Below are 26988 nucleotides of genomic sequence, written 5' to 3'. Positions count from 1 at the left end.
GGAGGGAATGGGGAAGGGGTGTCGTGTCGGCACCCTATCCGGGTGGTGCGTGAAAAGAAAACGAAGGCGCCTCCGGAGCATTGTGCAGAATCAGCGAATATCGTCAATATGAGAATATTTCCGGATGGCAACCCCCGATACCGGTGTTTTCCGGAATATGGCCATTTCAGGCGTCGACATATTTATACCGGTAGACGGCATCATGCGCGGTATGTAAGGTGAATGTCGATGGAGGATGACAGAATATCTTATCATGCATCCGTTCGTGCGATGTATGAAAAACTCCGTGCCGACGGGATGTCGAACGTATGGGACCGCTACGAGGCGCAGGGATTCGGCGGCGACCCGGACAAGCGATGCGGGTTCTGCATGGCAGGGGCACGCTGTGACTTCTGTTCCAATGGTCCGTGCCGGGTAAATGCCGAAGAGGATAAACGGGGTGTCTGCGGCATATCTGCTGACGGCATTGCGATGCGGATGATGCTCCTGCGCAACCTCATGGGAGCCTCTACATATCATTATCATGCTGATAAGACGGTCCGTACTCTCCGGCAGACGGCCCTTGGAAAGACGCCCTTTTCCATACGGGAACCGGAGAAGCTGATAACCTTCGCCGAACGGCTTGGGATCACTCCCGGCGATACCATCGAGGAGACGGCGCTGCGGGTATGTGATGTTGTCGAGAAGGACTTCATCTCCCCGGTCGAGCATGAAAGCACTGTTGTTGCGGCACTCGCTCCGTGGGAACGACAGGAAGTATGGAAGAATCTGGGAATCTTTCCCGGCGGTATTCATGCAGAGATCATGAACGCGACCGGTTCGTGCCTGACCAATGTCGACGGGTATTATGTGAGCCTTGCCCTGAAGGCGATGCGCCTGTCGATTGCGATGGCATACCAGAGCCAGCTCGTCCTCGAACATCTTCAGGACGTGCTCTACGGCATCCCGAGGCCGCATGAGGTCCGGGTGGATCTGGGCGTGCTCGACCCCGATTACGTCAATGTACTTCCGAACGGCCATGAACCCTTCCTTGGGTTTGCCCTCATCGATGTCGCACGGGAGGAGAAGTGGCAGGAGAAGGCACGGTCCGCCGGGGCAAAAGGTCTTCGGATCATCGGCAATATCGAGACCGGGCAGGAGATGATCCAGCGGTGGGAGAATGACGAGGTCTTCTACGGGTACACCGGCAACTGGATCATGCAGGAGGCGATTCTTGCGACGGGGGCGGTGGATGTCTTTGTCGCGGACATGAACTGCTCCCTCCCCCTCGACCCGGTCTATGCTGACAAATACAAATTTGTCCTCCTGCCGGTCAGCGATCTTGTTGCCTTTGAAGGAGCGGACACACGCCTGAACTATGCACCCCGGGAAGCAGAGCAGCAGGCCGAGGCCATCCTTGCCATGGCAATTGATAATTATCCCCGCAGACGGGCTGCCGTGACGCCCGTCACCGGCTTTCCCGTGGGAACGGCGATAGCGGGATTCTCCCCCGAGAGCATCACCGAGGCATTGGGCGGTTCCCTTACTCCTCTTCTCGATGCGGTAAAGGAGGGAACCATACGCGGGATCGTGGGACTGGTCTCCTGCACCACGCTCCGGGATTCGGGACAGGATGTGAAAACCGTCGCCCTTGCAAAAGAGCTCGTTCACCGGGACATCCTTGTCCTCTCGATGGGGTGCGGCAGCGCCGCCCTTCAGGTAGCGGGCCTCTGTTCGCCTGAGGCGAAGGAATTTGCCGGGAAAGGTCTCGGTGGTCTCTGTGAGGCCCTTGGTATCCCGCCGGTCCTGAGCTTTGGCACCTGCACCGATACCGGCCGGTGTGCGGATCTTCTGTATGCGGTCTCGGAAGCGCTCGGGGGAGTTCCCGTCGCCGACCTGCCGGTTGCCGCCGCTGCTCCCGAGTACATGGAACAGAAGGCGACGATCGATGCCATCTTCGCCCTTGCCTTCGGGCTCTACACCTATGTCAACCCGGTCCCGACCGTCACCGGGGGGCCGAATCTCGTACGGCTCCTCACATCAGAACTCCCCGACATCACCGGGGGCGTCCTGCATCTCGAAGAGGATACCCAAGCTGCCGCGAATGGAATTGCAGACCATATCGAGAGCAAAAGGACAAAGCTCGGGCTCTGAGCAGAATAACACAGAAAATACAACCTTTTTTAAAAGTGGGGTCGGTGAGATTTGAACTCACGATCGACGGGTCTCTCCGACATGCGAGAGAGCACATAACTTGCGTCAGTGCTCCAACGGGTCATCATCCGAAGTGTCAGGAGACCCATTGTTCATCATTCGCAAAGACCGCTGGAGCCCGTCGCCATGCCGGACTAGGCCACGACCCCTCCAAAGGTGCATCATAACTACGCAAGCGGGAAACTTAAGAATTGTGTTCTTGATCGCGAGAGCTAAGTATCCATAATTCGTATAGGAATGGGATGGTTCAGCCAAGTTACGCAAGCGGTATTTCAAACATTCCCCTGATGGGAATGACAATAGGTGAGATGCTGGACAATACGGTCAGTAAATATCCGGATACCGAAGCTGTGGTCGCAGTCGAACAGGATATCCGCTGGACATACCGTGAATTCAATGAGCGGGTCGAAAAGCTTGGCCGCAGCCTCATGGCACTCGGGGTGCGCAAAGGGGACCGTGTCGGCATCTGGGCGATGAACTATGCCGAATGGCTTCTAACACAGTTTGCCACGGCAAAGATCGGTGCGATCATGGTCAATATCAACCCGGCGTACCGTACCTTCGAGCTGGAATACGCGCTGAAACAGGCTGAAATCCATACGCTTTTTATCCAGGGGCGCTTCAAGACCTCGGATTATGTCGGCATGTTCTATGAAGCATGCCCCGAGGCGATCGAGTCGAGACCGGGAAAGATCTCCAGCGAAAAATTCCCCTTCCTGAAAAATGTGGTCTTCATCGGCGATATTCCGTACAACGGCATGTTCACATGGGACGAGATCCATGAAATGGGAGAGAATATCAGTCCCGAAGAGCTGCAGGAACGCGAGGAAACCCTCTCCTTTGACGACCCCATCAATATCCAGTACACCTCCGGGACCACCGGATACCCGAAGGGAGTGGTGCTGACCCATCATAACGTAATGAACAACGGCTTTACGATCGGCGAAGGAATGTCGTTTACCGAGAAGGACCGCCTCTGTATCCCGGTGCCATTCTACCACTGTTTCGGGATGGTGCTCTCCAACATGGCCTGTGTCACCCACGGCTCGACCATGGTTCTCCCGTCGCCCACCTTCGATGCGGAGAAGGTGCTCCAGACGGTGCAGAATGAACGGTGCACGGCACTGCACGGGGTTCCCACGATGTTCATCGCCGAACTGAAGCACCCGAACTTCAAGAAATACAAATACGACACCCTCCGGACCGGCATCATGGCAGGGTCTCCATGCCCCATTGAGTACATGCGGCAGGTGGCCGACAAGATGAACATGACGGAGATCGTGATCGTCTATGGCCAGACGGAGACATCCCCCGGGGTTACGATGACGACCACCTCCGATCCGCTCGAGCGGCGGGTGTCGACGGTGGGCAAGACATTTCCCAATGTCGAACTCAAGATCATCGACCCCCAGTCCCAGAAGATCGTTCCCCGCGGGATGCCCGGCGAGATCTGCGCCCGCGGATATGTCGTGATGAAGTGCTACTACAACAATCCGAGCGCAACCCGCAGTACCATCGATGCCGACCGGTGGAACCATACCGGGGATCTCGGCATCATGGACGAAGAGGGGTATGTCCGGATTGTCGGGAGAATCAAGGAGATGGTCATCCGGGGAGGAGAGAATATTTATCCCCGCGAGATCGAGGAATTCTTCCATACCAACCCGAAGATCGAGGATGCGTACATCATCGGTGTACCGGATGAAAAGTACGGCGAAGAGCTGATGGCATGGATAAAACTCCATGATGGATTTGAGATGACCGAAGAAGAGGTCAGGGAGTTCTGTAACGGGCGGATTGCGAGGTACAAGATCCCGAGGTATGTCAAGTTCGTCGACGGATTCCCCATTACGGTGTCGGGGAAGATAAGAAAAGTCGAGATGCGGGAGATCTCGATAAAGGAACTGGGCCTCGAGGATGAGGCCAGCATCGAGACCGCCTAAGGCGCCTTACGGAAATCAGCCCACAAATCCCGGCCCCGTTCCGTCTCCTCGGCCGGGTACTCCATGAGTGCATCCGGATAGGGGGCAAAGAATGTCTGTTCATTCAGGTATTCGTCCCCAAACCGTGCAATCCATGATTTCAGGATATTTTTCGGGCCGGCAAGCGTGCCGGTTCCCGCCCTGTAGCTTTCGAGGGCATCGAGAAATACCGCTTTTTCTTCAGATTTTAGCTGGTGTTTGAACCGTCCGACACTGTGGAGCATCACATTGATGTTCTCCGCATAGGTGGGAGCCCGTGCAATGGTGGGAACGAGGAGCAGGCGGTAGCGGGCGATGAGATCCGTTGATTCTTCCTGTTTCGTATGGGACCCGACCAGTCGGCCGAGTTCCTGATACCCGGTCTGGTTGTGGGCCATCAGGAGGAGTTTGTTGTGGGAGTGGAACCCGACGAGGGCATCGATGGTTCCGGCCTCTTCGACAAGACGGTAGTCGGCAAGGGTGTATATCCGGGTGAGGAAATGGTCGAGGATGCGATGGTTTCGCAGGCGGCCCTCATCTTCGATGGGATACCCGGGGTATCGCCTGAGCACCTCGCCCCCGAAGAAGCCGGGACCGTATGCGACAGGTGCGGACGGCTGTGCGGACGGATATATACGGACGCCATTGATCCCTGATGTCGGCGAGCGGTTCTTGAGGATGAATCCGTCGACAGGGGGAATTCCATCCAGAAACCGGGTACAGAAGGTCTGCATTTCCCTTGTCACATCCCGCCCGGTTGATGGCTGGATCAGATGGTCGTCGCCGTCTGTCCGGACGATGCGTATCGTCTCCCGCGGGATCCCAAGACCTATCTCCACCTCCGGGCAGACCGGTAAAAATTCAATGTACGGTTTCAAACGGGCGACTTCCCTGCTTGGTATGATGCCCCCGTCGTACCGGACGGGTTCGAATTCAATGCACCTGCTGATCACAACCCTTGGCTGTGTAAACCGGCGTTTTCTGCTCCCCTGCGCCATGATGCAGAATGCATGACCGGAGGTATAAACATATCGCCAAAAAAAAGATTTGTTCCTCTTCAGGGTAGGGAACGGGAAACCAGTTCATTCGCAGAGTCCTGCGCCCGGCTGAGAATCTCCTCTTCCCCGGGGATGAATCCTTCATGCATCAGTGCGTTCCCGTTGCAGAAGACAGTGGATACCGCGGCACCTGATGCCGCATAGACAATATTCGACTCCGCATTATGGAGCGGAACCATGGAGGGGGTCCGGGTGCCGAGGAGAATGATGTCGCCCGCAAAACCCGGTGCGATCGCTCCGCCACCGGTACGCAGGGCACGGGCGCCGACGGATGTCGCAAGCGACAGAGCTTCGTGGGCGGGGAGGAGGACGCTCGAGTTCCATGCAAATTTCTGGAGGAGTGCGGCAAACTTCATCTCCTCGATGAGGTCGAGGTTGTTGTTCGAGGAGCACCCGTCGGTCCCGAGGCTCACCCGTGCACCTGCAGCCGTCAGCCAGTGGTACGGCATCGCCCGGCCCACCGCCAGTTTCATGTTCGAGACGGGGTTGTGAGAGACCGTGACCCCGCGTCCGGCGAGGAGCCGGCACTCCTCTTCATCGAGCCAGCAACAGTGGGCGGCCACGGTCCTCTCCGTCAGGCATCCGCATGCATCGAGAAGGGCTGCAGGGCGCATGCCATGCTGTTCGATGCAGTCGTCTACCTCTTTTTTTGTCTCTGCAAGGTGGATGTGAAGGCCGATATCCTTCTCCCGGCTGAACTGCGCACACCACTCCAGCCCCTCGGTGGAGACGGTATAGGGTGCATGGGGGCCGACGGCGACACGGAGGGAGGGATTCTCCATCGCGGCAATGGCGGCATACAACTCCTTTGTGGCCCGTATCTCCGCCTCGCGTTTCTCTTCGTCCCCGAGGTCGATGAACCCGTGGGCAAACGTTCCTTTCATTCCGGCATCAGCGGTGGCACGGGCGGCCTCGTCCATGAAAAAGTACATGTCATTGTAGGCGACGGTTCCTGTCCGGATCATCTCGAGGCATGCGAGGCGGGTCCCCCAGTAGACACCCTCTCCCGTGAGGTGTGCTTCGAGCGGCCAGATCTTCTCGCTGAGCCACTCCTGAAGGTACATGTCGTCTGCATATCCGCGAAGAAGTGTCATCGCTGCGTGCGTATGGGTATTGACAAGGGCGGGTGTGGCGATCGTTCCCGAGGCATCGACGAGGAAATCCGCGTCACCGCGGTACTCGCCGATATCGGTGCCGACCGCAACGATGGTGCCGTCGGGGCCGATGTAGATGTCCTGCGGTGTTTTGCCGATGCATGCACCGCTGATGTATTTCGAGGTATTGGGGGTGAAAAAATCGTCTTCGGGTGTCATTCGTTTGCTCCGAGGGTGGTGATGATGGATGTGACAATCGTTTCCGTGCGTTTGGTGTTTGCCTTTGCCATCGCAAGGATGTGCTCGTAGGAGAGGATGTCCTCCGTGACCCCGTGGGCATAGTTGTCCACCATGCAGACGGCGGCAAACCGGATGCCAAGCTCGTTGCAGAGGGTCGCTTCGGAGGCGACCGTCATGCCGACCACATCGGCGACCTTTGCAAGGGCTGCTATCTCCGCCCGTGTCTCGATACGTGGCCCGGCGGTCTGCGCATAGACGCCGCCGTTGCGTGCGTCCGGGATGATCTCCGTAAGGCGGGTGCGCAGTCCTGCATCGATCTCGGGCATCACATGCTGCTGCATATGGTTGTGGATACTCGGGACCGGGGCCATGGAGAGGTAATCGTCCGGGATGAGTATCGTCCCCGGCGGATGAGCGGTCCTGAGGGACCCGACCGAACCCAATGCAACCACGCGGTCGACGCCTGCAAGGGCGAGCGCCGATGCCATCGCACGGAAGTTGATCCGGTGAGGCGGCCGGTTGAACTGATGCCGGAGAAGGAGGGCCACCTCGCCCAGATAGAGTTCGGCCGGTCCGTATGGGGTATGCGTCACCGTCCGGGACAGGTCGGGGAGGTCTGCGTGAAAGAGACTTGTCCCACCGATTATGGCGAGCATCGTCCTGTCACCTCCGCCTGACCGATGGATATGATACTGTGCATCCGCACGATGGATTCCATGCATATCATATTTTTGTTCTTCCACTTAAGATGTGGGAAATCCAAAGAATCCATATGTTTATCGGTTCAGAATCTGACCAATGACAATGGACAGGTTCGGTATTGTCGACGATGAGACGATCACTGAAGGAGCATGCACGGATATCTATTTTGACCGGACGGTTGCCGCTCTCACACGGGACGGGAGAAACCCGGTCGTGACTGCAGAGGTTACGGCATCGTCCCTTCCCGGCGAGTGGGGAGTGTTCTGCGGCCTCAACGATGTGGTGACCCTCCTTGCGGGCAGGAACCTGAGTGTCAGTGCCCTCCCTGAAGGGAGTGTCTTCTATCCCGGCGAACCCGTCATCAGGATTCAGGGTCCGTATCTGGAATTCTGCATTTTCGAGACCGCGCTCCTCGGGTTCATCTGCCATGCGTCGGGGATTGCGACCGCCGCGGCGCAGATCAAGGCCGCCGCGGGCGGACGGCAGATCCTGTCGTTCGGGTCCCGAAGGCAGCACCCGGCGATCGCACGGATGATCGAACGTGCGGCGTGGATTGGAGGCGCCGATGCCGTAAGCAATACCTGTGCGCCCAAGGGGATCCCGGTGGCGGGCACCATCCCGCATGCGCTCATCATGTGTTATGGCAATCCGGAGGAGGCATGGTCGGCATTTGACCGGACGGCCCCGCCGGACGTGCCCCGGGTGTATCTCTGCGACACCTACTGCGACGAGAAACGCGAGGTACTTGCGGCCGCACGTGCGGGGGCAACCGCCGTTCGCCTCGACACTCCGCGATCACGGCGGGGGGATATGCGGGCAATTCTCGAGGAGGTCCGGTGGGAGCTGGATGTGCACGGGTTTGAGGAGGTGGAGATCTTCCTCTCCGGCGGTCTGACCATCGATGACGTCCGGGCGTATCGCGACATCGTGGAGGCCTTCGGGGTAGGCGGCGCCATTGCAAATGCCCCGGTGATCGACTTCTCTCTCGACATCGTGGAGTGCGGTGGTGTTCCCGTATCCAAGCGGGGGAAGAAGAGCGGCGTCAAGGACGTCTATGCGGGCCCCGGCATCCGTGTCGTCCGCCCGGCCGTCCTGCCAGCGCCTGAGGGGGCCGTCTCCCTGCTCGAAGCATATATCGAGAGCGGCGTCTTGCTCACAGGGTGCGATATGAACGTGGCCCGGGCCCGTGTTCTCGCCGTTATCGCCTCTTTTTCGGCGTCAGAAAAATAAGAGTTTTATCGTAGGAGGTGCAACATTGGTTGCACAACGGGCCGATAGATCAGGGGAAGATCGCTACCTTGGCATGGTAGAGGCCGCGGGTTCAATTCCCGCTCGGTCCATTTTCACAATACAAAGCTTTTTTCTTAATTTCTGATGATTGAATATCAGGTGTTATGTATGGGGATGCGCGACTGGATTATACCTCAGGACGACCAGTTCTTTGACCTCCTGGAACAATCTGCACAGAATGTCCGGGCGGGAGCTGAACATCTGGTCTATACCGTGGAAAATTTTGAGAATGTAAAGAACAAGTGCCACAAGATGAAGGCGCTGGAGCACAAGGGCGACGAGATTACCCACCAGATATACCAGCTCCTCAATAAGACGTTTATCACTCCCATCGAGCCGGAGGAGATCTCGAAACTCGCCGCCTCCCTTGACGATGTTCTTGACTTCATCGACGGTGCAATACGGATGATGTACCTCTATGGCATCGAGGAGACGGACAACTATATGGTCGAATTGTCCAAGCTGATCCTCGTTTCAACGGAAGAACTCGAACAGGCGGTAAAAGGAATACGCGATCTGAAGCACGCGAACGCGGTCGAAGAGCAGTGCATTGAGATCAACCGCCTGGAAAACCTCGGGGACGATCTTCTCGGGGATGCAATACGGGAGATCTTCACCTGTTCGGATGCCATCAGGATTATCAAATACAAGGATATCTACGAAAAACTGGAGAGCGCAACGGACAGATGCGAAAATGCTGCGAACGTCCTCAGTGATATCGCAATCCGGCATTCCTGAAGGGTGTTATGGACGTTCTGGTAATCGGGGTTGGAATTTTTCTCGCCCTTGCATTTAACTTCGTCAACGGCCTGAATGATGCGGCAAATTCGATTGCCACCATCATCGCAACACGGGCGCTCACCCCCCTGAAGGCGGTCGGTCTTGCGGCCGTCTTCAACCTCATCGGACCGCTCGTCTTTACGACGGCAATTGCCGCCACCATCGGCAAAGGGATCGTCAACCCGGATTTTCTGACGACCCATATGCTCCTTGCCGGCATGTTCGGTGCGGTCCTCTGGGTCTTCATCACCTCAATGCTCGGGATTCCCGTGTCCAGTTCCCATGCCCTGATCGGCGGGCTTCTGGGTGCCGGTATCGCAGGGGCAGGATTCGGTGCCATCCTCTGGCCGGCGACAGATCTCGTGAGAAACGTTATAATCTATGTCATCGCCGGCGGAACGATTGCCACTCTTCTCTACGCCGGGGTCTCCCATTACCGCGGGGACGAATGGAAACCCCGGGCTCCCCTCGCGTTTATCATGGGAATCACCATCACCATTCCCGCTCTTATCATCCTGGGTCTGCTTCACATCTCCGGCATTCTTGCCGTGGTTCTCTTCATCGTGATCTCACCAATGCTCGGGATGCTTGCGGCGTTTCTGCTGGGAATGCTCACCATGCGGCTCGGGAGAGACCGGAATCCGACAAGACTCAATGCCGCATTTCGGCCTTTGCAGATTGCAGCAGGTTCGTTTCAGGCCATCGGGCACGGGGCAAATGACGCCCAGAATGCGATGGGTGTCATCACGGCCATCCTCGTCGCAGGAGGGGTTCTCTCGGAGTTTGTGGTGCCCCTGTGGGTCATTCTCGCATCGTGTTTTGCGATCTCGATGGGCACTCTTCTCGGCGGGTGGCGGGTCATCGACAAGATGGCAAACAAGATCACCAAGATCCGTCCGTACCAGGGATTCTCCGCATCCGCAGCCGGGGGGTCCGTCCTCTCCCTCATGACCTCGCTCGGGGTCCCGGTCTCCACCACTCATGCAATGAGCGGGGCGATAATGGGCGCCGGGGCAACGCGGGGATACACATCTGCAGTGAAATGGGGTATTGTCCGCGAGATCGTCGCGGCCTGGATTCTGACCATCCCGGCGACCGCCGTCGTTGCATGGCTGGTCTATATCTTCTACGAATTCCTCTTCCTCTGAGAATTCATATTTTTATTTTCCGTCCTGAACGCACAGCGGCAGCGTTCGGCGACGATGCATTCATCGCACTTCGGGTGGCGTGCCGTGCAGACCTTCCTGCCATGCGATATGAGAACAAAATTGAGATATTTCCACGCGGAGGGGGGGAACAGGGCAAGAAGATCGTCTTCGATATGTGCCGGGTCCGTATGGTCACTGAGTCCCAGACGAAAGGCAAGCCGTTTGACATGCGTGTCGACCGCGATACCTTCATGGATGCCGTAGGCATGATGGAGGACGATGTTTGCCGTCTTTCGGCCCACTCCTGGCAGGGTGAGGAGCTCTTCCATGGTCTCCGGCACCCTTCCTCCGAACCGTTCGACGACCGCCCGCGATGCGCCGATGATATTGCGTGCCTTGGTGTGGTAAAACCCCGTCGGACGGATGATCTCCTCGACCTTTTCGACCGATGCTCCTGCGAGGGACTCCGCATCGGGGTACCGCCGGAAGAGGCGGTCGCGGATACTGTTGACGGTGGCATCGGTCGTCTGGGCGGAGAGGATCGTCAGAACGAGTATTTCAAACGGATTGTCAAAATCAAGGAAGCATAAACGGGTGTCATCCGAGACATATTCCCGGTAGAGGGAGGAGAAGATATCGCACGCATCATGCCGGTGCATAGAATGGGGCAGGGCAGATTCGAACTGCCGTCAAAGCGTCCCAAACGCTCTAGGATGGACCAGGCTACCCTACTGCCCCGTGTAGCCAGTAATATTATTCACCACATCAAAAAAAGGTGTCGATAGGGAGCTATTCCAGGGGGAGGACGGATTCTCCGGTCCTGCTGATGAGGCTCCCGGTAAAGGTGCCGTCTACAAGGGCGGCCGTGATATTTTCAGGGTTTTTCCCGTCGATGACCATAAGGGGGATATTGTTTCTCTGCACGACCTTTGCCGCGACGAGGTCGATAACATTATTCGCACCGGCGTCCATCCGTCCGCCCTGCACGATGGCCAGCAGATCTTCCGGGGTGAGACGGGATATTTTCTCGGCATCCGGGACCGTTCTCGGGTCCGCGGAGTATATGCCGTCCACCGACGTTGCATTGATGAGGATGTCCGCACCCGCACGCTCGGCAAGGACGGCCGAGACGGCATCGGTCGTCTGCCCGGGTGTCACCCCGCCCATGACCACTATCCTGCCGGAGGCGGCGGCGACCAGGGCTTCGTAATGCGAGGTCGGGACTGCCGGATATGCCGCCGTTCCAAGAGCGGATATGAGCATGGTCGCATTCAGTCGTGTTACGAGGATGCCGATCTCATCCGCAGTCGCTTCGTCGATGGCAAGGGAGCGGGCAGCCGTGATATACCTGCGGGCCTCTCCCCCGCCGCCGACCACGACAAACACCCGGAAGCGGTCGGCAAGACGGGAGAGCACTCCTGCGTATGCCGCAATATTGTTGGATTCAAGGGAGGGGACAAGGACGGAGCCCCCCAGTGAAATTACTATTGTCTTCATCTCACCCATCTATTTGTCTGCACAGCATATAGTTTTTTGAGGTAGAGGGGCTCTTTACCCCATGAGGGAACCGGCAGGATGGTGGCAGCAATGGGACGAAATGAAGAACTGCATGAAGCGGAGTTGTATGCGAAAGGGGATGACGGGAGTGTAATCTGCGGACTGTGCAGCCACCGGTGCCATATCCGGGAGGGGAGACGGGGAATCTGCGGGGTCCGGGAGAACCGCGGCGGAACGCTCTATGCCCTCACCTATGGGAGGATCAGTGCCGAAGCAGTCGATCCCATCGAGAAGAAACCCCTCTTTCATTATCTTCCCGGTACGACGACCTACTCCCTCGGGGGAATCGGATGCAATTTCCGCTGCAAGCACTGCCAGAACTGGCACATTTCGCAGTCGGATGATTTTGACCATCTTGTCCGCCTGAGTGTCGGGGATGCGGTGGCACGGGCGGTGGGTTCCGGATGCCGGAGCATTGCATGGACCTATAACGAGCCGACGATCTGGCACGAATATACCCGCGAGATGGCGGCACTGGCACGAAAGGATCATCTTGGCACCGTCTATGTAACAAACGGGTATATCACGCCGGAAGCACTCTCCGATATCTCCCCGCATCTCGAGGCATACCGCGTGGACATCAAGGCGTTCAATGACGACTTCTACCGGAAGATATGCGGTGCGCATCTCGACCCGGTCCTCGCATCCACGAAGCAGGCGTATGACGCAAAGATGCACGTGGAGACGGTCACGCTTCTCATCCCCGGCCTGAACGACAGTCCGGAAGAGGTCCGTGCTCTCTGCCGGTGGGTGGTACGCGAACTGGGGCCGGAGGTGCCGATGCATTTCACCGCATTCCATCCGGACTATCACATGCGCGACATCCCGTCGACACCGGTCGGGGTGCTCGAACGGTCGCATGCGATTGCACAAGAGGAAGGGGTCTGGTACCCGTACATCGGCAATGTCTTCGAACACCCCGCACAGGACACCCACTGCCATACCTGCGGAGCCCTTCTCGTCGAACGGGACGCCTTCCGCTCCCGACAGGTCGGACTCGACGGGAGCAGGTGTGCTGCCTGCGGCGAGACGATTCCGGGGACGTTTGAAAACAGGGAGTGAGTTATTCGGGGATCCAGCCGCGGGACCGATGATAGGCATATTCGGAGGGCCACTCATCGCGGTGGGCGGTAACGAGGGCGGTCATGTGCTCCCTCATCCCCTCGTGAAATGCCTCCTGTTCGGGATAGACCTCTTCATGTGCTATGGCGGCGGCAAGACGTCTGCCGAGGGCGCGCGACTCGTCGACGGCCTCTGCGAACCGCTCCTCCCCTTCCGCCATGACGGCAGACGTCCCTCCAACCACACTGGCACCGAATACCTGCCACGCGCCTCCGAGGTACTCAAGGACACAGTCCGTGCCCCCGCCGCCGCCGGTTGTTACAAAGGCAGCGTATTTCCCGCGGAACTTCTGGCAGTGGACGATGTCCGCCATCCGGTCGATGAGGGTCTTGAGCTGGGCCGTGATGGCGTTGATGTAGACCGGTGATGCGACGAGAAATCCGTCGGCGTCCATCATCGCTTCGAGGATCTCTTCATAGTCGTCTTCGAGGATGCAGCTGCCGGTCTCGTAGCATTTGGCGCAGCCGATGCAGTAGTCGATATTCTGCCGGGCGATGTCATAATACTCCACCGTAGCTCCCGTTTCCCGTGCTCCTTCCATGGCGGCTTCGAGGAGACGAAGGGTGTTGCCGGCCGTGCCGCGGGGGCTCCCGCCGAGTGCGACAATCTTCATACCCTGATATCGGTGAGGAAAAATAGAATGGTTCCGGTCAGTCCGCGAAGGTCTCGACCTGAATGGTATAATTCCTGTCGCATTCACCGTACAGCCGTACGATAAACGAAAGGGTGTCATGGCTGCTTATCTTCTGGAATGTTTTGGATTTGATATCGGCCTTTGTTCCGGTATCGACATCGATCAGGGACGACCGGATGATCACGTCGCTTTTATCTTCTGCACCGGTATTCTCCACCTGGATGCGCCCCTCCCAATAGCAGGTTCCTTCTGCAGTCCAGTGTTGTTCGAATACCGGGACGGTTATCCGGAGACTACCTTCCTCATAGGTGCCGGCATAATCAGGATAGTCCTGCCCCGACGGGATCACGGATATATCGCCCTCCGATATGGGCGTATCATCCTGATTCAGGCATCCCGCCATGCAGGCAGTTCCCGCGCAGAGGAGAAGCAGGCATACCGTCAGCCGGAATGGTTGATTGTGCATAGTGGAAGTTCGCGCCGGAGCTATCTAATGGTTGCTCTCCATTCGCATAACGGGCACCCATTTCGGGATGGCAGCCATAATTCCGCGGGGATCTCCTCCCGGACAGCGGGATGGGATTTAAATAGGATATTATGCATGTATTCAATGGTGAGCACCGGTGATGCGACAGGCAGGATATTTTTCACTCTTCTTCGTGATTGCGGTGATCCTGAACAGGGGGTATGTCTACTATCCGTATCCCGAACTGCTGAAGCTCTCCTTTACCTTCCTCGCCGTTGCCCTGATTTATCTGGTATATGTCGTCCTCTCCATCATCGCAACGAGATATATCGCCGATAAAAAAACCCGGTATTCCCTGAACAAGGCGCTCTTCATCCTCTCCATTCTGGCTGTTGGCGCCATTGTCATCAGGATATGGGTGGAAGAGACCCAGTCTCTTCTCATATCATACGGCATTCTGGCGGCGGGAGTGGCAATCGCCCTGCAGGATATCCTGAGAAACTTCGTCGGCGGGGTGTATATCATGGTATCCGGCATGTACCGTGTCGGAGACCGGATCAGTATCGGTGATATGGCAGGGGATGTCATGGATGTTGGTATCATGAACAGCACGCTCATGGAGATCGGTCAATGGGTACAAGGGGATCAGCCGACAGGAAGGATTGTGATCATCCCGAATGCTGTTGTCATAACGGATGTGGTGTACAACTTTACGAAGGACCACAATTTTGTCTGGGATGAGATTACCATTCCCCTTACCTATGACAGTGACTGGAAAACGGCGATGCAGGTGTTTTTTGCGATCGTTCATGAGGAAACGGCAGAACTTACGCTTCAGGCCGAGGCAGAGATCGAGAGGATTGGGGAGAAATATTACCTGCCGAAAAAGGTGGTTGAACCCTCCATCTATCTCTCCCTGACGGACAACTGGATACGTCTCGATATCCGGTATGTCACTGATACCCGCCAGAGAAGAATTCTGCGTGACCGGATCATGCAGAGGCTGATGGAAGCGCTGGACGGACATGCCGACTTTTCCATCGCGAGTGAAACGATCGAGGTTCAGGGCACTCATACCGTTACCCTGAACAACGCCCCATCCGGTGGTACACAATGAAAGAGATGACAGGCAGTCAGGTCTCGATGAAGGCGGGACTCCCGCCGGGAACCCTGATTCATATCGGGGAGATGCGCACAGAGGACACGGATATTTCCATCATCCAGTATGATGAATCGGAGTTTCAGGAGTTTGCTTCCGTCGGCGCCGATGAGGTCGCGGGGTTTCCTGATGACAAAGCGGTGACGTGGATCAATATCACCGGCCTTGCACGGACGGATATCATCGAAAAGGTCGGAAATATCTTTGAGGTGCATCCCCTCATTCTGGAGGATATACTCAATACCCGGCAGCGGCCGAAGATCGAGGATTACGGGTCGTATATCTTCGTGGTCATGAATATGCTCTCGGTTGAATCCGAGGGGGGTATCGCCTCGGAACAGGTGAGTTTCATCCTGACCGAACATGCCATCGTCTCCTTCCAGGAACAGCCGGGAGACGTCTTCGACAGTGTCCGAAAGCGTATCCAGGCAAAGAAGGGGCGAATCAGGCAGTCCGGTTCCGATTATCTGTTGTACGCCCTTGTGGATTCGATCGTTGACAACTACTTCGTTGTCTTCGAATGGATAGGCGAGATTATCGAAGAGATCGAGGATGAGCTCATTCACAATCCGGCTCCGGATATCCTCGAGACGATCTATGCCCTCAAACGGGATCTCATCTATATCCGGAAGGTGATCTACCCGCTGCGTGAGGTGACGGCGCAGCTGGAGCGGGGGGATTCCGACCTGATCAACGACTCCACGCAGGTCTATTTCAAGGATGTCTATGACCATGTCATCCAGCTCGCAGACTATGTGGAGACCTACCGGGACATGAGCTCCGGCATGCTGGACATCTATCTGTCGAGCGTCTCGAACCGGATGAACGAGGTGATGAAGGTGCTGACGATCATCGCGACCATCTTTATTCCTCTGACATTCATCGCCGGCATTTACGGGATGAATTTTGCATATATGCCCGAACTTGGATGGAGAATGGGCTATCCCTCTGCATTGGGGGTAATGGCGGTAATTGTCATTATAATGCTCATTTATTTCCGCAGGAAACAATGGATCTGATATGAGACGGGCGGCCGGGGGAACCATCCTTCGTCCCTGCCCCTCCGTCGCCGATGGGTGAGGGTGTCCAGTGACAAAACAGGTGATCAAGGCCGACGGGACTCTGCAGGCCTATGACAGAAACAAGGTGATGCGGACCATCCGCAATTACGGTATAGCGGAAGATCAGGCCGAAACAGTGGTCAGTGAGATAGAAAAGCATCTCTATGACGGGATGCGTACCCGCGATATCCTCCGCCTCATCCGGACGGTCGGGCGGAAATATCAGCCCGCGGTTGCGGAACGGACGAATGTCCGGCGTGCCATCGGGATGTTTCGCCCGAAACCGGATTTTGAACTCTATGTACAGGCGCTCCTTGCCGGGAGCGGGTACGAGGTGGAGGAAGGCAGAATTCTGCAGGGACGGTGCGGGGAGCATGAAGTGGATGCGATTGCCAAAAAGGACGGGATCACCTACTTCGTCGAGGTGAAGCATCACCACAATCATCACAAGATGACAGGACTCGACGAGGGGCGTATCGCCCGTGCGATCGTCGAGGATGTACAGGAAGGATACAAAGAGGGGAGAAACCACTTCACGATAGACAAGGCGATGATCGTCAGCAACACAAAACTCTCCGCCCATGCAAAACGATACGCCACCTGCTGGGATATCAAGCATATCGGCTGGGACCATCCGGCCGACGAGAATATCGCCGCGATGGTTACCACCAAACCCCTCTGTCCGATCACTCTGATAAAGGGGGTCAACGCCCGGATGCGAAAGAACCTGGTGTATGAGGGCATTGTGACGGTGGGGCAGCTTCTGGCCTATTCTCCCGCAGAACTGGCGGAGATGACCGACCTGCCGGAACGGGACATGATCGTTATCGTTGACCGGGCGCAGAAGCTGGTGTGCCAGTAGCCCGTGCGTGCAGGCGTATTGATTTTAAAAAAATGCAATATGTGGATTATCGTATAGAATCATCAAAAAAAATACAGAGTGCTGCTATGGGGCATAAGGATGTAATGTCTCGAATCCCTACAACAACAATATAAAGGACGGGTGCCAATCAACTAGTATGCGGAATGAGAGGTTCCATAAAAAACCGGAGACCTACCGGGTCTATGAAAAGAGGAGTATACAAAATGCCCTGGACAACGGAACCCTCACACCGGCAGATGCAAATTATATCCGTGAATTTATTGCCGAGATTTCAGTCACGGCAAACCTCTCGGCCCAGCGACGTTTCAAACTGGTCTCAAACCTTGTTCAGTGCCATCGGTTCCTTCCGTCCGTAGAAGATCTTGTTCTCTCCGATATCTACGAAGGGATTGAATCGCTGCGTGTGGCAATAAAGGAGGATGGGACCAAATATTCCCAGAACACCATCGCCGATTTTATTCGTGTTACCAAGCGTTACTATCTCTGGCTCATTGAGAATAACAAAATTGATGTTCCTATTGCCAAGATCAAGAACATCAAATGCACCCGTTATAACTACACGACAAAAACAGAAGAGGACATCTTAACCGAGGAGGAAGTCCAGCAGCTCATTCACACGCCTCGTTCCATACAATATAAAGCCCTGCTGGGTGTGGCCTATGAGGGCGGTTTCAGGATTCACGAGATTGGCCAGTTGCAGTGGAAAGATGTCCGGTTTATGGAAGGCAGGGTACGCATCTATACTGATGGAAAGACCGGAAAACTACGCAAAGTTCCCATTATCGCCTACGCACAATATCTGGCAGAATGGAAATCGATTTACCCCGGTAACCCCGAGGGGGAGAATTTTGTCTTCCTGAACAAGCACAACCAACCGCTCTATTACCAGAGTTTTGCAAAAACGTTCCGTCAATTCGCAAAGGATGCTGGTATTGAGAGGAAAGTGAGTACTCACATTCTGCGGCACTCCAGAATTACGCACTGCCTGCGCCAGAACTATAATCCGGTGTATGTCGCATTGACATTTTGGGGAAATATCAACACCAGTATGCTGAAGACATACACGCATCTCAGTGATGATGATGTCGAACGTCAGTTCGCCCGGCTGGCGGGAGTGGATATCCCTGAGTTAGCCGACAAGAGTGACGCCTTAGCCCCGGTTCAGTGTTACCAATGTGGTCAGATCAATCCTCCTGGAACCGAATACTGTTCCCGATGTGGTCTTGCGTTGAGCGCAGAGGCACAGGCGACGCATGAGGCAGTAATACAAAAGATTGAAGAGATTCTTGCATCGCCCGGCGGCGCGGCCATCTTTAAGGAAGCTATTGCCAGAGTACAATCGCAATCGGAGTAGACCGACGAATGTACATTTTGGTATCATTGATTCCATTTTTTAATATATGGAAGCAGTCCTTCATTCAATTATGTGGTATCCGGGCGGGTATAACGTCTCATATGCATAATACGATGTCGTCTTTGATGCTACGATGTCATTAAAGCCTTGAAACTGGGGATATAGGGGAGGGAGGTACCCACACCCCTAAGTTTTTCTTAGCTTTCCCTATTGGGTCAATAATTGTTATATATTCATACATTAAGATCATGTTATGCAGGAAAAAGTCCATCTTCCAAAATGTCTTCCACTGGTCAAGCCATCAAATATCGAAGGGGAATTCACCTGCATTTATTGCGGGCGCAAATTCAAAAAGCAAAACGCACTCAGAATCCACCTGGGAACCTGCAAAAAACGTGCTTTACGCAGAGATTTTAAAATAGGCCACCGGACTTTCTACGTTTACCTGAATCCACGACGGGATATCCTTAATCCCTTAATTGAACATGCAAAGTGTTGCCAAGAAGAACCGATCCTTTTCATTGGGGCCTTGGAATTTTTAAAGGAATGGGGTTGGGTAACGAAATATCTGGTTCTTGATAATGAGAAATTTGAGGTTGTGGATTGAATAATTAATAGGAATATATAAATTATTCTCTGATAAAGTTCAGATCGAATAATTTGTTCATGAGAGGGTGGCCAATATGGACGATGCGGTAATACCGGTAGCATATGCGATGCAGGCATCGCCAAAACGTTATGCACTATTTCTTGGAGCAGGGATCTCTCTTTCTGCAGGTCTTCCTAGTGGAAAAGAAGTAGCTGCAGATATGATAAGGAAGATCGCAAAAGGGAGGGGAGTGGCTATTGAAGGAAATGACGATGTAGACGTATGCTTTCAATGGTTTTCACAAAATGTAGATGGACCAATTACCTTTGATAACCTCATGAAAAAGTTGGGAATCGTAGAGGAGACCCGACGTGATAGACTTATCCCATTAATTCTGCCAACAGACGATAATGGCGATCCATTACCATCAAACACAACTATAGCGCACAGAATGATTGCTAAGTTAGTAAAAGAGAAGATGGTAAGTCTTATAATTACCACAAATTTTGACCCTTTACTTGAAGATGCTATCAGAGAAACAGGTGTCCGCCCTGTAATTATTCATTCGCAATCCGACCCACAAATGATGTCAATTTTTCCTGATACCTGCCGTATTGTGAAAGTAAATGGAGATTTTGAAAATTTGGAGCTCAAGCTCACACCTGAAGACTTGGAATCCTATGAACCTGATATTTCGAATTATATCAAGAAAATTTGTGAAGAATACGGTTTAATTGTATGTGGATGGTCGGCAGATTATGATTCAGGGCTCCAAGAAATTCTTTCATCACAACAATACCGCAGATATCCAACTTTCTGGTGTCTGCGTCCAGATTCAGATATTCCTGAAAATCTAAATTCCGCAATAAAGCCAATACCAATCGAAATAGATTCCGCAGATCAATTTTTTACCAGCCTAGATACCATTGTAGAGCGTATTCGGTCAATTGAACAGAAGCAACCCCTTACCGTTTCTGCTGCAATCAGGAGGGTAACAGATGCATTACAGCAACCTCGCCCAGATATTGCCCTTTCACAGTTAATCCATTCTCAAACTGAATTTATACTTGAAGAACTTGCACAGAAAGTATATTTTCCTGATGGGACCATCAATGCTCTTGAGTACTTAAATTCTCGAATATATTCTCTAACAAAGAAAACATCTCCTCTTGCTACAATGCTGGCAACCCTTGCCTATTTTGACGACAAGTATGATTATCTAATCCATGATGTAGTTGAGAGGTTGGTCAATATTCCTCACAATGAGCCATTTACTGGAGAAAAAACAATAATTACAGATTTCTCATGCCCCCAGGATTTTGGTGAATGCCTATATCATCTTCGTCTGTTACCAGCCTTAATTACAATCTATACAACTGGAATTGCCGCCACTCGAACTGAACATTTTAACAGTTTAGAGGCAGTATTTTCTCCCAAAATTTTTAAACCATACCATATTCCAGAGAATAAAAAACCATATTTTGAATCAATCAATATTTCACGAATTTTTGGAAGGTATGATCTCTGGGAAACAGTAAATTCTGAATTCTTTAATGCCCCCGGAGATTTCTTTTGGTATATCTATCTCATATGCCACAAACTTGTAAAACACCTGATTCCTGGAGATATTGGATATTCCGAAACGTATGACATATTTGAATATCTATTTGGTCTTGCCTATCTATCGACTGGCGCAGATCCAACAAGAATTGAGGATGATCTTAACAATTTTAGATCTAGCCCATTGAGAACTCGTGTCTGGAGTGGGTCTATGCATCAATACTCAGGGTTGTATATTATTCAAGATTCGGTTAAGACATATCTTAATGGATTCGGTCAAAAAATTGAAGGAACAAAATTCTTTAGTGGAGATACCCAGAAATTTGAAATTTGTAACCGAAGATTTGCAGAGATTAGCCGAAGCGATTCTCCAAAGACTGGTATTGTTCTGAATGTTGACCCCTGAGGGAAATATTTTATCAAAGACGGGTTTACAAATAATTATTTCAAGAAATCAAATATTCTCTTCTTCTAATGTAATTTGGAGCCAGTGTCAACCCCATCTCAAATGATTAGGCTTCTCCGGAAGATGTCTGGGAGAGCAGGAAGTATCGGATGTCAGCTGAAAATTTGAGGTTAAGTAGCTCGTCCAATATTTGGTTATCTTCACCAACAATCAATATATTGACCGGAGATATTTCCCTAGGAAAAAAACTAATAATTGAGTTAATTTTCAAGGGCAATTCCGATTTCCATCAACTTATACTTCATCATCTCAGGATCATCAAGTGCCGTGGCTGAAATTTCAACCACTATATACCCATTTGATCTCAAAACAGTCCGAATAAACTGGTCTTTCCTCTGAATTTCCGGATCCCCATGAATAAATCTTGAAAGACCGTCAAGATAGATCGCTATACGAACACTGTTGTCCAGAGACTCATAATAAAAGTCTGGTGTAGTAGTGATGTTTACCTGTGGCAACTGGATTTCTTTCTGACGATCAAAGGGAGGTAAACCATATTCCTGCATTAATGCCGAAAGTCGCATTTCTGCAGTGTTTGTGGATTCACCTTCTGAGGCCTGCTCCTCTTCAACTGATGGGACGGATGAAGTCTTTTTAAGAGGTGATTTTATTGAATTAAGTAGTTGGGCTGCACGCATCCGGTTTAAAAGTTCATGATTCTGCATGTTCCCATAGGATTTCATACATTCATAGCAGGCCGTTTCACAGTTGTTCGTACAGCTGTTGAGAGAATATATCCCGCGTTCAATGATATGGTCCCATTGATCGATTATCTGATCAAGAATGCCAGAACCTCCCGGCATGGGATCATAAAGGAATACATCTGCCTGTTCTTCATCATGCATGAGTATAATGAACTCAAGATCATCAGGTTCCATCTCGAGAGAGACATTTGCAGCAATTTTCAATCCCTCAGCGAGGTTGATGGCATCAGATCTGGTTTCGCATCGCTCGAAAAGAAATCCATCTACTCTTGCGTCTGCACTGAAACAAAACAGTTCGGGTTTTTTACCACATTTAGTTTCATGGAACTCATAAAAATTTTCCAACTCAGTATTTGAGGCATAGGGAGAGCGGGAGGCTCCACAAACAAGACAGAGAGGGTACCCCAATTGCCCTTCACGCACTTTATCGGATGGTCCGAGGTTGATGAGTCGAACATCCTGCCCATGGCGATGTGAGAATTCGCGTTCACCAGCCGCATAATGATCAATACCCCGGTGATTCCGCTGAATGATTCCTCCCATAACAACCGGCATTTTAAACCGGTTCTGTTCTTCATCGGAGACCAGTGATACAAAACCAAGCTCAGTATCGCAAATGGCTACCCCAGGTACTGTGATCTCTTCATTATTTGCATAACCATCTGCGCCTGACTGGCCGAGGAAAACCCGCATAGTTGCGAGATCCACGACATATCGGTCCGGATCTATCCCCTTCTCACCAAATGGCAGATGATACCATATTGCCCTATATTTCCCGCCATTTGCATAGAGGAGATTTCCTGGAACAAATTCACGTATTGCAAGCGATTCCGGTCGTGATAGCTCAAACATGTATTTCTTCCATCCGTAGGAGAAGGATTCGGATGCAATACCCGTCACAGATCCAGGATGGAGGGCATAGCCGGGAAGAAAACCGCTGTTCGCAAGAACGTTCAGGGTATAGTTATCAAGCTTTTTTTCTCCAAGACCAAGGATGTAATCTCTGCAACGGTTCAGAAGGCGAGAGTCCATTTCATCGAGTTGTGAGACGTTTCGTTCTTTTTCGGTTAAGGAATCACGTGTCTTTTTCGCCCAGAGCAATCGTTTATGTATCAAAGCGATATGGGACCGAAGATCATTGACAAAGGAATTCACATAGTCGCTAAGAATTTCAGATTGAACCTCATCAATTGAATCTTCAGGCCAGTTCTCTGAAAATACCTGCTGGATTCTGGTGCAAATCTTCGGGTTGAGTTGAGTAATTAGACCTTCGAGGGAAGTAAGATCAGGGGGAGTTTGCCTTATCAGACGACTGGGTTCAAAGAGATATCCGGATATGTACGGAGGCAGGCACGTCTCTCGGATAGCCTTTATCTTCGCTGCCTTTCCTTGGTCTGCATGCATCTCGGTAAGGATGATCTCGGATATAATTGCTGAATGAACATGCTTTCTAATCATCACCGGATTTTTCAGGTTAATATGAGGAGGATATATTGTGCCCCCTAAAAGCCGCATGGGATCTTCAAAGAAATATTCATCATGGGGCTTTTTTAACGAATATGTGAATATTACGGCCATCCGGTGTCTGCGCCCGGCACGGCCCGCCCGTTGCCAGTAATTTGAGGGGAGGGGTGGTACGTTCCTCATCAGTACCATGTCCAGCTCGCCCACATCAATACCGAGTTCGAGAGTGGGAGTTGCAACCAGACAGTTAATTGTGCCATTTTTATCCTTGAATGACTGTTCGATCTCTTGGCGCTCATCCGATGGGACCTGTGCGGTGTGTTCGCGTGCAATGAGCATGGTGAAATCATGATTGAGAAGGCTCACATTGTAGTCATCTTCAGGAGGACCTTCTCTGACGAGGTGGCCCTTGCAGTGAATCTTCATACACCGCTCATTAGGTGTCATTTTGCTGTGGATTCTATTACAAACCACACATCGGTAGCGTTCGTTTTGGGGGAGAATGCCGATCTTCCGGGCATCGACCTGATATACTCCTGTTGCACCGGGCAGGGGTTTCCCTTTCTGTGATGTCAGGGTGACCGGGATAAGAATGCCGAGATCGCGGGTTAAAATGTTCCAGACATCCTCTATGCACTGATCGATATGCTCCTCATCAATGCCGATTTTTTTGATGAAATCATATACCGTGGTCCTGCCTCTCGATGATGTCAGACCTGCGACATACTGTTGCTTATCGACGGTTTCACGATGAATTTTTACACCTTTCGGTGGGAAGTCAAAATATGGGATAAACTTTCTCTGTATTTCAGGCATTCCCCTGTGCCACCAGTGGCTGTAAATGGGCTCCTTTTCATCCCAAAGTATGCGGGAACGCCGCAGATAATCACACAGGCTGCCAAGAAGATTGACTGCATCCTCTGTACTCATCTGATACCTGGCAGCGAATGATTCGATGGTGGGGTTACTCTCCTCAAGACCAAAGTAGGCAATACCAATCTTCCCCCATGTCTCAAGACTGTCTCTTTGAGAGAAGCTCGTCGTAAGTTCCCTGAGAATCGAAATTCTCAGGTATTTTTTCATGCTCTCTTCAGTTCTGCTGCTGTACGACTCCTCGATTCCCCGTTCATAGACTTCAGTTGCAACCGCTCTTCCCAGATCCGGATTCATTTTGAAGAGAGCGGTGAGCGTCTCAACGAGGTCCCCGATGGCTACGGGAATCTCGGCTTTGCTAATAATTTCAAAGAGCAGATGTCTGAACCTGTATCGGCGGGCGTGATCCGACATCCATGCCGCCTGGAAGGCGGCGTCCTGCCGATTATCTGCAAAGAGTATCAGTTTTCGATTTTCTGCATTCTCTGCATTGATCATACTTTGCGCGAGAATGTGGATATCTGCTACCTGCACGGCAGAGAGGGCCCTGAGTGCCGATTGTTTGGAAGAGGGTGCCCCAAAGAGACAGACTGGACACTTTGCAATAATTCCGTGTTTATTCAGAACGTATATCGGTACAACCGGTTGCTGAACGTGGCAGTACAGACATTGTTCCGAGGATTTCAAATGAATAGTCCCGCAGAAACGACAGATGTAGGCTTCCTGACGCTTTTTTGCCAGTTTATCCGCCACATCTTCGTCATCGGCCTCTGCTTCACTGACAAACCGGTTCGTAAAAGTGAGTTTTATGCCTTCATTTTCCTTGGCAGGAGGCCAGTAGACATTCTCCCCTTCACTAATCCCTCCATGCAGTTTCTCTTCTTCACCGATCTCATCGACAGCAATCTCAAAGTAATGCTGCCCACATTTTTTGCAGGAGACGACGGGGAAGATACCTGTGGTTTGCAGGCGCGGGTTGGGGTTGAGCTTCTCCGCTTTGGCATGTGAGAAGTAGATGTTTACCGGTGTTTCACTCTCAACTGGTTCGCCAAGGATACCGACGGTGCCGGCAAGACCACGAATAAAAAAGTGGACTTGAGGACGAAGAAGGGGATGGTTATCCTTCTCTGCGGTGGCCCCCAATGCAAGCCACGTAAGGAGTTCTGCCGCCTCTTCCTCCCGTGGGATTGGCCTTTTCAAGACATTCCAGATGTCATGCGTAGCGCCCCATAGATTCTTTGGTGATGACAGGGATGCCTCAATTTCGGGAATAATGTCACTATGCAAGAGGGTTTCGTAGAGTTCCTCCTTCCATGATTTTTCATTTGATAGCTCGGGAAGACCCAATTTTCTGAGAATCCCGGACACTGCGGCGGGGTCCCCCGGTCCATCGATGGCATCAAGAGTGTATTCAAAGAATGCAGGGGCAGCACTTCCGATGGGCTTAGTATGGAATGTATCGTGCGGATAGGAGGTACCAATGTATTTTTCTTCCACGAATGTAACCAACTTGGGATCGACACCAAATAGACGGTGGAAAAATTTTGCAGGGGCTGTAGTCTTCTTTTTTGTATCAACAATTGTGGCACTGGTCCCGATGCATAGTACTTCATCAGCGGTTGTATCTGCAAAAGCCCGAAGCCGTCGGATCAGCAGGGCAACTTCTGCCCCTCGTGAGCCGGTGTACGTATGTGCCTCATCAAGAACCAGGAATTTAAGGAGAGAATTCTCGATCATCTTGAGGTCGGAGGGACGGGTGAGCAGGTATTCAAGCTGATTGATATTGGTTAAAAGAATTCGCGGGGGTTCTTCATGCATCTCTTCAACGGAGATCTTTTCCTCATGCGGGATGACAATGAGATTTTTATGGTTTCCATATTTCCCGTAGTATCGCGAATAAGCCTCTCGACCCTCTCCTTTTTGCATCCTTTCAACATTTGCGACATCAGAATTCTTGCGTTTGGTTGACCCTACATACATTCCAAACGTGATGCCTGTTCCGGCGAGGAGACCCCGCAGCCGCTCCAACTGGTCGATAGCAAGGGCGTTCATCGGGTAAACGATCACAGCGACAATACCCGGTGGGACCTGTTCATCTTTGAGCCGGAAGCAGTGGTCTATAATGGGATAGAGAAACGACTCTGTCTTTCCCGAACCTGTTCCCGTCGAGACCAGGCAATGATTCCCTTCTGAAATTGCATCGAAGACATTCTCCTGGTGGGCAAACATCCGTGGATGTTCGGCGACATGGGCGACACCCGGATGAAGCCTTCCTTCCCTGACCAGATCTTCAAGAAGAGCCCCCTCGGCAAATGGTCGGGAAAGGGAGATATATGGGCCCTTGAGGAGCTCGGAACCAACGGACTGCTCCCCACTGAGCATCTTTTCTGCCTGCGCAGAAAGATCCGGGTCTGAGAGCGGAAAAGCCGTCACTTGATACCTAAAGTGCTGCTTTTTTATTTCAGATGCAAAAAGGATAGGATTGAGGGTCATTATAGATACATCTTAGTTTGTTTCGATAAAAGTTGTCTCTGGTAAAAATGTGTAAATAAGGAAATCCATGGACTGATACCAGATTTGGTAGTCCAATAAAAGAAAGTCCCTTCATCTAAAAGATAATGACGAGAATC

The 26988-nt window shown here is 52.5% G+C and carries 20 protein-coding genes and 3 tRNA genes; 13 read left to right on the top strand and 10 right to left on the bottom strand.

The window, feature by feature from the left end; genetic code table 11:
- The first annotated feature begins 228 nt into the window (after positions 1-228).
- Positions 229-2133: an anaerobic carbon-monoxide dehydrogenase catalytic subunit gene (cooS, locus tag AZH53_RS03285; RefSeq protein ID WP_319642117.1), complete on the top strand. Its 1905-nt coding sequence runs from the start codon at positions 229-231 to the stop codon at positions 2131-2133.
- A gap of 36 nt (positions 2134-2169) precedes the next feature.
- Here the strand turns inward: cooS and AZH53_RS03280 are convergent.
- Positions 2170-2342 (bottom strand) — tRNA-Trp (locus tag AZH53_RS03280).
- Between the two features lie 93 nt (positions 2343-2435).
- Between AZH53_RS03280 and AZH53_RS03275 the strand changes: the two genes are divergently transcribed.
- Positions 2436-4136 (top strand): AMP-binding protein, encoded by a 1701-nt coding sequence (locus AZH53_RS03275; RefSeq protein ID WP_319642116.1) that lies wholly within the window; start codon positions 2436-2438, stop codon positions 4134-4136.
- Here AZH53_RS03275 and AZH53_RS03270 read toward each other — a convergent pair.
- Genes AZH53_RS03270 through AZH53_RS03260 form a run of 3 tightly spaced genes read right to left on the bottom strand, consistent with a single transcriptional unit; the run spans position 4133 to position 7289 of the window.
- Complete coding sequence (locus AZH53_RS03270; protein ID WP_319642115.1) at positions 4133-5152, bottom strand: YbgA family protein; 1020 nt, start codon at positions 5150-5152, stop codon at positions 4133-4135. The two genes, AZH53_RS03275 and AZH53_RS03270, sit on opposite strands and share 4 nt — an antisense overlap.
- 59 nt (positions 5153-5211) lie before the next feature.
- Complete coding sequence (locus AZH53_RS03265) at positions 5212-6525, bottom strand: amidohydrolase family protein (protein WP_319642114.1); 1314 nt, start codon at positions 6523-6525, stop codon at positions 5212-5214.
- The gene (locus tag AZH53_RS03260; protein ID WP_319642113.1) at positions 6522-7289 is read right to left on the bottom strand and encodes an MTAP family purine nucleoside phosphorylase; all 768 of its coding nucleotides are present in this window, start codon (positions 7287-7289) and stop codon (positions 6522-6524) included. The genes AZH53_RS03265 and AZH53_RS03260 overlap by 4 nt, the downstream gene beginning before the upstream one ends.
- Before the next feature lie 61 nt (positions 7290-7350).
- On the opposite strand from AZH53_RS03260, the gene AZH53_RS03255 reads away from it, so the two are divergent.
- The 4 genes from AZH53_RS03255 (at position 7351) to AZH53_RS03240 (ending at position 10466) form a co-directional block, all read left to right on the top strand.
- Positions 7351-8478 carry a nicotinate phosphoribosyltransferase gene (locus tag AZH53_RS03255; RefSeq protein ID WP_319642112.1) on the top strand — a complete coding sequence of 376 codons (1128 nt, stop codon included), beginning with the start codon at positions 7351-7353 and terminating at the stop codon, positions 8476-8478.
- Between the two features lie 38 nt (positions 8479-8516).
- Positions 8517-8588 (top strand) — tRNA-Ala (locus AZH53_RS03250).
- 64 nt (positions 8589-8652) lie between these two features.
- On the top strand, positions 8653-9276 hold the full coding sequence (locus AZH53_RS03245; protein WP_319642111.1) for a DUF47 domain-containing protein: 624 nt from the start codon (positions 8653-8655) through the stop codon (positions 9274-9276).
- Positions 9277-9284: 8 nt separating this feature from the next.
- A complete protein-coding gene (locus AZH53_RS03240; RefSeq protein ID WP_319642110.1) occupies positions 9285-10466 on the top strand; it encodes an inorganic phosphate transporter in 1182 nt (393 codons plus the stop codon).
- On the opposite strand, the gene nth is transcribed toward AZH53_RS03240, so the two are convergent.
- The 3 genes from nth to pyrH all read right to left on the bottom strand — a co-directional run bounded on the left by nth (position 10445) and on the right by pyrH (position 11963).
- The gene (gene nth, locus AZH53_RS03235) at positions 10445-11125 is read right to left on the bottom strand and encodes an endonuclease III (protein ID WP_319642109.1); all 681 of its coding nucleotides are present in this window, start codon (positions 11123-11125) and stop codon (positions 10445-10447) included. The genes AZH53_RS03240 and nth overlap by 22 nt on opposite strands.
- 4 nt (positions 11126-11129) lie before the next feature.
- Positions 11130-11204: transfer RNA gene (locus AZH53_RS03230), tRNA-Pro, on the bottom strand.
- 51 nt (positions 11205-11255) lie between these two features.
- Positions 11256-11963 carry a UMP kinase gene (pyrH, locus tag AZH53_RS03225; RefSeq protein ID WP_319642108.1) on the bottom strand — a complete coding sequence of 236 codons (708 nt, stop codon included), beginning with the start codon at positions 11961-11963 and terminating at the stop codon, positions 11256-11258.
- 90 nt (positions 11964-12053) lie between these two features.
- Between pyrH and amrS the strand changes: the two genes are divergently transcribed.
- On the top strand, positions 12054-13085 hold the full coding sequence (gene amrS, locus AZH53_RS03220; protein WP_319642107.1) for an AmmeMemoRadiSam system radical SAM enzyme: 1032 nt from the start codon (positions 12054-12056) through the stop codon (positions 13083-13085).
- Position 13086: 1 nt separating this feature from the next.
- Here amrS and AZH53_RS03215 read toward each other — a convergent pair whose 3' ends face one another.
- Entirely contained in the window at positions 13087-13758 is a 672-nt protein-coding gene (locus AZH53_RS03215) for a flavodoxin family protein (RefSeq protein ID WP_319642106.1), read from the bottom strand.
- A 37-nt stretch (positions 13759-13795) separates the two neighbouring features.
- Positions 13796-14245: a hypothetical protein gene (locus AZH53_RS03210; RefSeq protein WP_319642105.1), complete on the bottom strand. Its 450-nt coding sequence runs from the start codon at positions 14243-14245 to the stop codon at positions 13796-13798.
- A gap of 160 nt (positions 14246-14405) precedes the next feature.
- On the opposite strand from AZH53_RS03210, the gene AZH53_RS03205 reads away from it, so the two are divergent.
- From AZH53_RS03205 to AZH53_RS03180, 6 genes are all read left to right on the top strand, one after another.
- A complete protein-coding gene (locus AZH53_RS03205) occupies positions 14406-15362 on the top strand; it encodes a mechanosensitive ion channel family protein (protein ID WP_319643633.1) in 957 nt (318 codons plus the stop codon).
- Entirely contained in the window at positions 15359-16423 is a 1065-nt protein-coding gene (corA, locus tag AZH53_RS03200; protein WP_319642104.1) for a magnesium/cobalt transporter CorA, read from the top strand. Before AZH53_RS03205 ends, corA begins: the two co-directional genes overlap by 4 nt.
- Positions 16424-16493: 70 nt before the next feature.
- Positions 16494-17327, top strand: a complete 834-nt coding sequence (locus AZH53_RS03195; RefSeq protein ID WP_319642103.1) for a restriction endonuclease — start codon at positions 16494-16496, stop codon at positions 17325-17327.
- A gap of 157 nt (positions 17328-17484) precedes the next feature.
- Complete coding sequence (locus tag AZH53_RS03190; protein ID WP_319642102.1) at positions 17485-18702, top strand: tyrosine-type recombinase/integrase; 1218 nt, start codon at positions 17485-17487, stop codon at positions 18700-18702.
- Between the two features lie 253 nt (positions 18703-18955).
- Positions 18956-19309: a hypothetical protein gene (locus tag AZH53_RS03185; RefSeq protein WP_319642101.1), complete on the top strand. Its 354-nt coding sequence runs from the start codon at positions 18956-18958 to the stop codon at positions 19307-19309.
- A gap of 76 nt (positions 19310-19385) precedes the next feature.
- The gene (locus AZH53_RS03180) at positions 19386-21257 is read left to right on the top strand and encodes an SIR2 family protein (protein ID WP_319642100.1); all 1872 of its coding nucleotides are present in this window, start codon (positions 19386-19388) and stop codon (positions 21255-21257) included.
- A 260-nt stretch (positions 21258-21517) separates the two neighbouring features.
- Here AZH53_RS03180 and AZH53_RS03175 read toward each other — a convergent pair whose 3' ends face one another.
- A complete protein-coding gene (locus AZH53_RS03175) occupies positions 21518-26851 on the bottom strand; it encodes a DEAD/DEAH box helicase (protein ID WP_319642099.1) in 5334 nt (1777 codons plus the stop codon).
- Positions 26852-26988: the final 137 nt, after the last annotated feature.

Origin of the sequence: Methanovulcanius yangii, assembly GCF_018687785.1 — an archaeon.
Taxonomy (GTDB): Archaea; Halobacteriota; Methanomicrobia; order Methanomicrobiales; family Methanomicrobiaceae; genus Methanovulcanius; species Methanovulcanius yangii.
This window is presented reverse-complemented; position numbering and strand designations above follow the sequence as displayed.